The organism is Corallococcus sp. 4LFB (assembly GCF_046520365.1).
GTDB lineage: Bacteria > Myxococcota > Myxococcia > Myxococcales > Myxococcaceae > Corallococcus > Corallococcus caeni.
Window position 1 is genome coordinate 1 of sequence record NZ_JBKGHJ010000357.1, and the last position, 9,132, is coordinate 9,132.

Annotated in this window: 8 protein-coding genes and 2 pseudogenes; 6 read left to right on the forward strand and 4 right to left on the reverse strand. The window is 69.3% G+C overall.

The features are described 5' to 3' along the window. A partial coding sequence (locus tag ACLEQD_RS30065; RefSeq protein WP_410388793.1) for an XdhC family protein occupies nucleotides 1-512 on the forward strand: 512 nt, incomplete at its 5' end. Between the two features lie 46 nt (nucleotides 513-558). Then, complete coding sequence (locus ACLEQD_RS30070; protein WP_410388795.1) at nucleotides 559-1,146, forward strand: NTP transferase domain-containing protein; 588 nt, start codon at nucleotides 559-561, stop codon at nucleotides 1,144-1,146. On the opposite strand, the gene rpiA is transcribed toward ACLEQD_RS30070, so the two are convergent. From rpiA to ACLEQD_RS30090, 4 genes are all read right to left on the reverse strand, one after another. Next, nucleotides 1,121-2,689: a ribose-5-phosphate isomerase RpiA gene (rpiA, locus tag ACLEQD_RS30075; RefSeq protein ID WP_410388796.1), complete on the reverse strand. Its 1,569-nt coding sequence runs from the start codon at nucleotides 2,687-2,689 to the stop codon at nucleotides 1,121-1,123. The genes ACLEQD_RS30070 and rpiA overlap by 26 nt on opposite strands. Further along, nucleotides 2,572-3,006 carry an AI-2E family transporter gene (locus ACLEQD_RS30080; RefSeq protein ID WP_410388798.1) on the reverse strand — a complete coding sequence of 145 codons (435 nt, stop codon included), beginning with the start codon at nucleotides 3,004-3,006 and terminating at the stop codon, nucleotides 2,572-2,574. The genes rpiA and ACLEQD_RS30080 overlap by 118 nt, the downstream gene beginning before the upstream one ends. A 151-nt stretch (nucleotides 3,007-3,157) precedes the next feature. Then, on the reverse strand, nucleotides 3,158-4,303 hold the full coding sequence (locus tag ACLEQD_RS30085) for a TPM domain-containing protein (RefSeq protein WP_410388800.1): 1,146 nt from the start codon (nucleotides 4,301-4,303) through the stop codon (nucleotides 3,158-3,160). Continuing rightward, nucleotides 4,297-4,923, reverse strand: coding sequence for a hypothetical protein (locus ACLEQD_RS30090; protein ID WP_410388802.1), 627 nt, complete (start codon nucleotides 4,921-4,923; stop codon nucleotides 4,297-4,299). The genes ACLEQD_RS30085 and ACLEQD_RS30090 overlap by 7 nt, the downstream gene beginning before the upstream one ends. A 153-nt stretch (nucleotides 4,924-5,076) precedes the next feature. Between ACLEQD_RS30090 and ACLEQD_RS30095 the strand changes: the two genes are divergently transcribed. The 4 genes and pseudogenes from ACLEQD_RS30095 to ACLEQD_RS30110 all read left to right on the forward strand — a co-directional run. Further along, nucleotides 5,077-5,430 (forward strand): VOC family protein, encoded by a 354-nt coding sequence (locus tag ACLEQD_RS30095; protein ID WP_410388803.1) that lies wholly within the window; start codon nucleotides 5,077-5,079, stop codon nucleotides 5,428-5,430. 115 nt (nucleotides 5,431-5,545) lie between these two features. Continuing rightward, nucleotides 5,546-8,050: a UvrD-helicase domain-containing protein gene (locus ACLEQD_RS30100; RefSeq protein WP_410388805.1), complete on the forward strand. Its 2,505-nt coding sequence runs from the start codon at nucleotides 5,546-5,548 to the stop codon at nucleotides 8,048-8,050. Nucleotides 8,051-8,188: 138 nt separating this feature from the next. Continuing rightward, nucleotides 8,189-8,302 (forward strand): annotated as a pseudogene (locus tag ACLEQD_RS30105) (VOC family protein); the annotation flags it as partial. A gap of 121 nt (nucleotides 8,303-8,423) precedes the next feature. Next, nucleotides 8,424-9,132 (forward strand): annotated as a pseudogene (locus ACLEQD_RS30110) (hypothetical protein); the annotation flags it as partial.

The following is a 9,132-nucleotide window of genomic DNA, read 5'->3' on the forward strand; positions in this document are numbered from 1 at the left end:
TCGGCGGCGGCTTCGACGTCGCGCCCGTGGTGGCGCGCGCGCAGGGGTTGGGGTGGCACCTCACGGTGGTGGCGGACCGGCCGGTGGAGCTGCTGCGCCGCAGGTTCCCGCGGGCCCAGGCGCACGTCGCGTCCCGGGCCAGCGAGGTGCTGGAGAAGGTGCCGCTGTCGGCGCGCAGCGTGGTGCTGGTGATGACGCACAGCCTGCCGCAGGACCGGGAGCTGCTGGAGCGGCTGGTGCCGCTGCCGGTGCGCTACCTGGGGGTGCTCGGGCCCCGTGCGAGGACGGACCGCATCCTGCGGGAGCTGGCGCGCGCGCCCACGGCGGCGCAGCTGGAGAAGCTGCACGCGCCCATGGGGTTGGACCTGGGCGCGGAGGGCGCGGATGAGATCGCGCTGTCCATCATCGCGGAGGTGCAGGCGGTGCTCGCCGGACGCGACGGGGGCAGGCTGCGCGAGCGGCAGGCCCCCATCCACGCGGATGCGGCGGCGCCGGAGCGCAGGTCGGCGTGACGGCCTGCGCGGCGGACACGGCGTCGGCTCACCCGTGGAGGCGCGCATGACCGTGGCCGTGGTGGTGCTCGCCGCGGGTGGTTCTTCACGGCTGGGGCAGCCCAAGCAGCTGCTTCGCCATGAGGGCACGTCGCTGGTGCGGCGCGCGGCACGGAGCGCCCTGGACGCGAGTCCGGTAGTGGTCGTCGTGCTCGGTGCGCGGCGTGACGACGTCGCCTCGGAGCTGGACGGGCTCACCGTGCGGTGCGTGGACAATCCGGAATGGGCGCTGGGTCAGGGCTCCTCCCTGCACACAGGCCTTCGCGCCCTTCCTCCGGACGTGGACGGCGCCGTCCTGATGCTCTGCGACCAGCTCCGCGTGGACGCGGCCCACCTGCGCTCGCTCATCTCCACCTTCGAGCACACGCACGCGCCCATCGTCGCCTCCGCCTACGCGGGCACCCGGGGCGTCCCTGCCCTCTTCTCCCGCGCCCTCTTCTCCGAGCTGGAGGCCCTTCCTCCCACGGACGGCGCTCGCGGGCTCATCGCCCGGGACCCTTCGCGCGTCGTGGAGGTCGCGCTGCCCGGCGGCGAGGAGGACGTGGACACCGCCGAGGACGCCCTGCGCCTCACGCGCCCCGGACGCGGTGGGTGATGCCTTCGGGGCCGGCCACCACCAGGTCGGTGGCCAGGTTCAGGAACAGGCCGTGCGCCATCACCCCTGCGCGCGACTCCAGCTTCGCGGCCAGCGCCGCCGGGTCACCGATGGGCCCGAAGTCACAGTCCAGCACCACGTTGCCCTGATCCGTGTGGTACGGCGCCCCGTCCAGCGCCAGCCGCGGCACCACGCGCGCGCCCAGCGACTCCAGGAACAGCGCCTGGGAACGCCAGCCGAAGGGCAGCACCTCCACCGGCACCGGCCACTTCGTGCCCAGCCGGGGCGACAGCTTGGGCGCGTCCACCACGATGATCTCCCGGCGGCTGGCCTGCGCCACCACCTTCTCGCGCAGGAGCGCCCCACCGCCGCCCTTGATGAGCGACAGGTCCGGCGCCACCTCGTCCGCGCCGTCGATGGTGAGGTCCACCACCGGGTGCACGTCCAGCGTGGTGAGCGGCACGCCCAGCGACACGGCCAGGGCCTCGGTCGCGCGCGACGTGGGGACGCCCACCACGTCCTTCAGCGTCCCGGCGGAGAGCAGCGCGCCCAGCCGCCGCACGGCGTACGCGGCCGTGCTGCCCGTGCCCAATCCCACCACCATGCCCGACTGGATGAAGTCCACCGCGCGCTCCGCCGCCGCGCGCTTGAAGGAAGCCGAAACACTCTCTTCGGAAGTCATGGGGTGCTCAGGGAAGGAGGCCTGCTCAGTGCGGCGTCCCAGGATGCCCGGAGTCCACAGGCGGCGCACGCCGCGCTTCATTTCCCGGCGGAGCAAGTGGACCCGCCAACAGTGCCTCGTCCACGTTCCCCAGGCCGGAAGGCAGGGCCGCCGCGAGGCGCCGCTCGCGCTTCCACGTCTTGCGCCGCTCGCGCTGCACCTCCGTGAGCAACACCTGCCCGCCGCCGCCGCCGGCACCGCGAGGATGACGCCCAGGAGCCCCGCGACGGTGCCGCCCACCAGCGCCACCAGCGAGATGAGCAGCGGGTTCATCTTGATGGCCCGCCGCTGCACCAGCGGGCTCAGCAGGTGGGACTCGATCTGCTGGTAGACCATGAACACCACCAGCGCGATGAGCGCGCGCTTCGAGCCCACCGACGCCAGCGTCGTGACCGTCACCAGCAGCGCGGTGATGACGCTGCCGATGTACGGGATGAGCCCCAGCACCATCGCCACCAGCCCCAGCGGCAGGAAGTACGGCACGCCCAGCGCCAGGGACATGAAGGCCGTGAAGGCACCGCCCACGCTGACGATGAGCAGCGTGCCGACGAGGTAGTTGCCCACCGCCTCGCGCATCCGGCCCACCACGCGGCGCACGCGAGCCCGGCTGCGGGGGCGCACCCAGCCCAGGATGCTCGCGTAGAGGTCCTGGCCGAAGAGCAGGCCGAACACGGCCAGCGCCAGCACGGTGATGCCCGCGCCCATCAACTCCACCGTGGACGACAGCACGGTGATGAGCGGCCTCGCGAGCACACCGGGCTCCATGCCGAGCGCGTCCTGCGGATGCGACAGCACGCCGAAGTGCTCATCCAGCTTCCGCACCCAGGGCGCTGCGTCAGCTCCGTCAGGAAGCCCGGCGCCGCGTGCACCAGGTTCTGGAGCTGCTCCACCAGCAGCGGCACCAGCGTGAGGATGAGCAGGCCGGTGATGCCCAGCAGGGTCAGCGCGATGAGCGCCACGCCCAGGCCCCGGCGCAGCCCCCAGGACTGCAAGCGCCGCACGACAGGCTCCGCCGCGAGCCCCAGCAGCAGCGCCACCGCCAGCAGCGTGAGCACGGGCCCCAGCCGCTGGAGGGCCGTGCCCAGCAGCACGAGCAGCACCACCTGGGCCCCGACCGACCACACCGTCCGGGGCGGCACGTAGACGGGACCCCCTTGCGCGAAGCCTTCATCCCCCCAAGGTAGGGAGTGCCCCCCAGGCAAGCGATGGGCCCCCGGAGACGGTCGCCGGGATGTCCGGTGCGGAACGCCACCCGCGCGGAGGGCAGGCGGCCAGACAGGCGGCGGGGGGCTACCAGGAGTCGCTGCCGCCACCGCCGCCGGAAGAGCCGCCACCGCCGCCCCAGTCCGAGGAGGACGAGCTGGACGAATCACTGCTGGAGGACCACCCACTGGAGCTCGATGAAGAGTCGTAGCTCGACGACGAGCCGACGCTCCAGCCCCACGAGGAGCTCTCGCTCGAGCCGGAGTAGCTCCTGGCCGCGTTGGCGCGTTGCTGCTGGAACAGCCGGTGGACCATCAGCCCCAATAACAGGAATGGGAGGGAAGCGGGGATCGAGACGAGCGAGCTCAATAGGATCCAGCGGAAGAAGTCCGCAAGATTGACAAGGGGCACGCGGGTCCAGAGTTGGCCCACCAGGACGCTCCACATGGGGAAGAGGAGCAGCAGGCCCCAGAGGGTCTGCTTCCGCTTGAGCAGGGACCACCCCCAGAAGAACAGGCCCACCAGCACGCCATACACGACGAGGGTGAACACCGGGGACCAGGGGCCGGACCAGCCGATGGAGACGAGCGTGCCCAGCGGCAGCGCCACCACCATCGCCGCCAGCCCGGAGTTCTTCAGGTCCCGGAGGCCCGAAACCTGGAGCTGGAGCAGCAGCCGCGCCACGACGCACGCCGTGAGGAACAGGACCATGAGGAACATGCGCGACTCGAACCGCGTCCAGGACATCGTCGCGCCGCCAGGGCTCGGGAGATCATCGGGAGACACCTGCTCACGCACGCCCGCGATGATGGCGAGCAACGCAGGTTCGAACCGTCCCTCCCGCAGCAGCGGGCCCTGCGCGTGCAGCAGGTCGGTGGTCTCGCCATCCGTCAGCGACGACTCCAGCCCATACCCCACCTCCAGGCGCGAGCGCCGGTCCCCGCGCGCGATGACGAGCAGCAGGCCGTTGTCCCGGCCCGCCTCCCCGCCCTTCCATTCGCGGAAGATGGCCTCCGCGTAGTCCTCGATGGGCTGGCCGTTCGTGCTCTCCACCAGCAGCACCGCCATCTGCACCTGCTTCTGGGCGCGCAGGTCCACCAGCGCACGGGAGATGGCCTCCGTCTCCTGAGGCGTTAACATCCCTTGTGGATCCGTCACCGGCCGCGTGATGGAGGGAACGGCGGCCAGCACCAGCAGGGGGAACAGCAACGTCAAGAGGACGGTCTTCACCATGGGGAGACCTCCGAGGACAGCGGAAGCCCTGGGGGCAGGCCGCTCAGGCGCACCACCCAGCTTGTGGGAAAGGAGGCCGCGGAGGCGTTGTAGGCCGCGGCGCGTTCGTCGTAGCGGCGCTGCTCCACCGCCACGCGGTTGTCCGCGCCCGCCAGCTCCGCGTCGCGGTTCAGGCCAGGCGTGAGCTGATCCGCTCGCGCGCGCAGGGACTCGCGGCGCTCCAGCACGTTGCGCACCTGGGCCCGCTTCCGCGCCACGTCCGCCAACGTGGAGGTGAGGCCGTTGCGCACGACGAGCCCCGACACGGCCAGCACGCCCGCGAGCGCCACGCCCACCCACGCTCCCTTCCGGAGCCTCGCGCGGCGCTGACGCGACCGCCGCTCGCGGGCCTGGGCCTCGCGGGCCTGTTCTTCACGGCGGCGGGCCAGCGCCTCCAGCGCCTGGTCCACGTAGCGCGCGGGGATGTCCAGCTCCTCGCCGATGCGCCGCAGGTCGTCCGGGGTGAGTGTGTCCGGCGCGGCGTCCTTCTGCATCAGCCGCGTGGCGGTGGCGATGAGCTCGTTGACGTCGTCGTAGGCCACGGTGCCAGGGGCCTGTCGCGTGCGTGTCACGTCACCCATGAGCCCGTCCCCTTGCGCTTCGGACCGGTCCCAAGCCGGATCCGGGCCCGACGATAGGTCATTCCGTCCCGGGCCCGATAATGGCCCTCCGCGAGCGTGGCGCCCCTCCACCGCTCCGGGCAGACTGCCGCGCCCATGGACAAGCCCCAGACAATGCGGTCGTTCGTGAAGCTGCTGGTGACGGATGCGCAGGCCTCCGTGCGCTTCTACGAGGGCCTCGGCTTCGAACGCATCGCGTCGGAACCTCCCATCCTCCGCCTCCAGTGGGGCGGCGAGTCGGACGTGTACCTCGTGAGCCACCCTTCAAGCCTGAAGCTGGAGGGACGAAAGGGCATGGGCGTGCTCGTGGGCTTCCGCGCGGGTTCGGACGGCGTGGACGCGGTGGCCGCGAAGGCGGCGGCCCTGGGCGCTCCGGTGGAAGGGCCCACCGTCCAGCCCTGGTACACGCGCGAGGTCGTCGTCACGGACCCGGACGGCTACCGGCTCAACTTCATCGAGCCCTCCTGAGGCCCGGCGGTTCCTTTCGCTCCACGTCCGGGCCCCTAAATCCTATAGCTGCAGTTTAGGCTGAGCCCTCGGTACGAGATGACTTCCGCCATGCGCGTGTCCGATGGAAGGTGACGTGAACCGCGTTGACCATTTCCATTATGGACCGGCACGATCGCACGAGGACGTCACATGGGAGACCCGCGTGAACACGGTGTGGCTGAGTGAGCGGATGCTGAGAAGGCTGGGGGCGAAGGGGCACGCTGCACTAGCCAAGGCGATGGAATATGTGGACAAGACCCCGCCGCCCATTAATCGCAGCAGCCTGGACTTCGAGGTGGCCGACCGACGCTTCCGTGCAGCCAGCATTCTGTCGGGGGTAACGGGCATTTTTGATGTGTCGCCCGCCGCCGACGGAGCACTGCAGGAGACGTGGCGCGACATCATCCTCCCAGGCAACGTCGTCGAAGAGTTCGTTACTGACCGCGACTGGGAGTCGCTCTTCCGGCGCATGCTCGACGTGGCCAACATCGACTCGGCACGCGAGCGGGCTGGCCTCAAGTACCTCCGCCAGAAGAGCATCCACTCTGTCTTCGCGCCGGGTGACTATCATCGCCTCCACTTCCTTGTGGAGGCATCAGGCTTTGCGGCGGTACTAGGCTTGTTCGACGCCAAGCCCTGGGCCACGCACGCTGGTTCTGCATCAATCCGGCAGCCGCCCGAGCAGCAACTGTCGGGCTACCGCAAGCTGCAGGAGGCAGCACTCGGGATGCGCGAGCGGCTTGACCCATTGGACCGGCCGCGAACTACGGAGACGCATCCTCCCGAGGTGCCACTCCGTGACGGGTGGCTTCCGCTCAACCGACTGCGCGAACTCGGCATTATTGACGAGACAATCATGCGGCAAGTTCTCGGCATGCGCATTGAAGATGATCTCATCGGCCTGATGGACCACCTCACTGAGGGGCAGTACGACGCTGTCGAGCGCGCCTTCCAGCACAAGCTCATCGCCGATGCGCGTCGACGCGAGCAGCGCCTGACAACCCTTGAGGTCTACCAGATGAGCGCAATGGGGCACTCGGCCTCTCTCGGGCAGAGCTTCGAGTCTGCGCTCGCAATGCTCACTCCGCAGCAAGCCTCGGTGGTGAAGACTGAACGCGACGCCCCCATTCGCCTTCAGGGTGGCCCTGGCACCGGAAAGACTTTCACTGCCGTTATGCGAGCGGGTTACCTCGCGAGGCGCGCGGAGGAGCAGGGACAACGGGCACGCATCGGATTTTTCGTCTTCAACGCCGACCTTGGAGTGAAGGTGCTGGAGCAAGTCAGCGGACTGGGCCTGGAGCGCTTTCTCGCGCCTTCCCATCCGCAGCACATCGCCATCACCAGCCTCCACGAGTGGTGCGCTCGTTTTGTGAAAGTGGATGAACTCGGGATTGAGCCGCTTGCCCCCTACCGCGCGGAGAAGGGGGACGCAAACCGCCACGTGGCCCTGCGGCTCGCCGTCGACGAGGCTCGACGCCGACTCAGCGGCGGAGAGTACGAGTCTCTCTGGTCACAGTTTGACGCCCGCAGCAAGACCGGGCTCTGGGAAATCGAGACCGAAATCAGCCAGTTCATCAAGGCTCGGGATATTGCGGACCTCACCACTTACCTCAACGAAAAGCGGCCGGCGGGCTGGTGGCTGGCCGCAGCGGAAAAGCCCTTCAAGCGCTTCGTCTGGGAGATTGCGACCATCTACAACGAAACTCTCCGGAATCTTGGCTTCGTGGACTCGGATGATCTGACGAACGATGCCATCAAGGAGGTCTCCAAGACGGTGTGGCAGCAGTACCGCAAGCCGGAGGACGGCTTTGACTACCTCATCCTCGACGAAGCTCAGGACTTCTTCCGCAACCAACTCACGCTCCTGCGCCACTTGGTGAAGAGGCCTGAGGGGATGATGATGTGCTTCGACCAAGCGCAGGCCGTTTATGCCCGCTACCCCAGCCTGCGAGACATTGGCTTCGACACCGACGTGCGATTCCAAGGCACCCGCCTTGAACAGAACTTCCGCAGCACTCGCCAGATCGTCGCCGCCCTTCACCAGCTCATCACCGCCTACCCGACGCTCGGCCTCGTCGATAACTGGGGCGCCTTTCAGACGGGCAGCGAGGGGAACAACGGCGAGCGCCCGATCGTCAGCGGATTTGCAGGGGAGCAAGCAATGCTTGCCCAGGTGCGCGACATCGTGAGCAGCTACCTCGACGGTGGGGGTAAGGCCCGGGATGTGGGTGTCATCGGCTTCGATGATGCCCTCTTAGAGCGGGTAGGCACCTTCCTCGTTGCCAACGGTATCCAGCACCACCGCCCTGAGGGCGAGGGCCGGCGCACGCCCCAGAAGGCCATTACTCTCAGCTCAGCGCGGCAAATCAAGGGCCAGCAGTTCGAGCTTTGCATCGTAGTGGGAGCGGACCGTGACCGCATGCCAGACTTCAGCAGCGTAAAGAGCGAACTGCACCGGGAGACACGACGCGAGGACGACCTACGCCTTTTCTTGGTGGCGCTCTCGCGCTGCCGCCGTTCACTGTATGTCCTTTGGGCAGGGACGGAGCCTAGCGAGTTCATTCCCGCTATGGGCGACGCGGTGGACCGCCGCGGCTGACTCACGCTTACCTACAGCGCGCTGCAGTCGCTAGCATCGAGAGTTCGGGCGCCGTAATGGTCCCGCATAATCTGAATATCCCACCGCTCCGGCCCTCCTTAGCCCAGCAGACTCGGTGTCGGAGCGGTGGCCGCGAAGGCGGCGGCCCTGGGCGCTCCGGTGGAAGGGCCCACCGTCCAGCCCTGGTACACGCGCGAGGTCGTCGTCACGGACCCGGACGGCTACCGGCTCAACTTCATCGAGCCCGCCTGACGCTTGGGCAGTGCCTTTCGCTCCACGCCCGGGCCTCTTAAGGGGCGTGGAACGAACGATGGACTCGACGCCGCTGCGCGGATCCGGGGACGCCGCCCCGCCACTTGATTGCCCTGGCGGCTTGCGCCAGCCTGTCGCGGCCTCCGTGAGCCCGCCCCGCTACTTCGTTCCCCACGCCGCCAGCCCGGTCGAAGCCGTGCCGTGCGATGCCTCGGAGGTCGTCCACCTCCTGGACGCGTTCCGCCTGGAGCCCGCGTACCTCGGCGAGCCGGAGTGGTTCGTCTGCTCCGACGTCGTGGGCCAGCTCCAGCTCATCCCCGGCAGCGAGCGCGCGCGGCTGCCCGCGTCCGTGCAGGCGCAGCTCGCGCACCACGAGGTCGCCGCCGGCCGTCCTCCGCGCCGCCTGGCCGCGGCGGAGCTGTTCTTCTTCTCCCCCGAGCTGGTGGAGCACCCCTCCGACGCGGAGGGCTTCAACGACCCCGTCTACCTCTACGGCACGCTCACGGGCCCGTGGCCGGGCAACGCCGTCACGCGCGTGAACGGGCAGCTCACGGTGACTCGCGGCGACGTGCTCGCGGGCTTCGCGCACGGCGCGCAGGACGCCTTCCACTACGTGAAGGACGCGGAGAGCCGCGACGTGCCCCGCGCCTGGCACGCGCTCTTGCCGGGGGACCGCGCGGATCAGCTCGCCCAGGGCCGCGGGCTCGTCCTCACGTACCCGGCGGTGCCGCGGAGCTGCAGGCCCACCACGCGGCCAATGGCGCGCAGGTCGCGAGCATGCTGCACGCGGTGCTCGCCCAGTTGCAGGAGGACGCGCGCGCGCACCAGGG